The sequence below is a fragment of the Candidatus Symbiopectobacterium sp. genome (assembly GCF_020054415.1).
Taxonomy (GTDB): domain Bacteria; phylum Pseudomonadota; class Gammaproteobacteria; order Enterobacterales; family Enterobacteriaceae; genus Symbiopectobacterium.
In genome coordinates, this window is record NZ_JAHWCO010000001.1 from 1 (window position 1) to 1185 (window position 1185).

Sequence of the window (1185 nt, forward strand, 5' to 3'; positions counted from 1 at the left end):
GACCCGATGCAGTGCTCGCATCGCCTGCTGAACCTCAGTTGTCGGCTGAACAAAACGCATTGACGGCCGGGATGCAGCTTCACATATCGCCTCTGCATCAACAAAATCATTTTTATTGCTCTTGATAAACGGGCGCACAACCTGCGGAGAGATAAGTTTTGCTTCATGGCAGCTATCATTGATACGCCGCGCCATAAAGTGTGCCCCGGCACAAGCTTCCATAACAACAACCGAGGATGGGCACGTCGCCAAAAACTGCATTAGCTTTGTGCGAGTAAACTTCTTACGCAGAAGCGCGTTACCTGACTTATCCTGGCAATGAATTTGGAAAGAATGCTTACCGAGATCGATACCAATAAGAGTAACGTTTTCCATGATGGCCTCTCCTGAAAGAAAAACACCCTGCCAGCGTACCGCTCACAGAGTGGGGGTGACCATCTCATTAGGGCCTGTAAGGGGTTATGAACAATTATTTTAATTCTTTGAATTTATAACGCGTAAAAAATAACGCTGAGGAGAACGAGACCACAGGGTGAACAGCAGGAAGCCGCGAAAGTCAGCACCGCGTCTGACAAAAATGCCGGGAGCATTTTTGAACGCTTCTAGCAGCGGCCCCGTAGGGGCGAGTCTCATGGATGAGACGAGTTTTCCGCGTCGCTGGCGGCCCGTCAGTGAGCTCGGGCTTCGAAGTCACCGCGTAGCGGCGTTATTTCCCGCGAAAAGCTAGGGGCCACGGAGCGAGGGCGATTGAGCGCCCCGTGTCGGGCGCGTGTGATGCACCGAGCAAATAACTGCGTGGGTTAACGCGCACGAAATGTTCACTGCACCAAAAAAAGGCTGGGCCTAAATTTCTGTGAATTCCCGCTTTCGCGGGAATGACGGGGCTTTGTTGAATAAATCAGAACTTGTAACGACTGCGCCCCATACTGGTCGATTGTTACGTGATGCGAATACTGTTCGGCATTCCTAATAGCGTGATCCGGTTAAGCGCTTTGACCATGGTCATGGCTTCACCCACCTGAGCATCGTAGTCTCTCAGACTTATATGACCACCCAGAAGCCTTTTGAACCGGAACATGGCCGTTTCAGCCACTGAGCGCCGGTGATAGCCCACTTTCTTTTTCCAGATATCGTTACTACCGCTAATGCGCTGATTTGCAACAGCGTGGTTACGCTCGTGGTAGC

General features: G+C 51.3%; 1 protein-coding gene and 1 pseudogene. Both read right to left on the bottom strand.

The genetic code is table 11. The features are described 5' to 3' along the window. On the bottom strand, positions 1-375 hold a 375-nt coding region (locus tag QZ506_RS00005), incomplete at its 3' end, for a transposase (RefSeq protein WP_291968249.1). Positions 376-937: 562 nt separating this feature from the next. Then, positions 938-1185 (bottom strand): annotated as a pseudogene (locus tag QZ506_RS00010) (IS5/IS1182 family transposase); the annotation flags it as partial.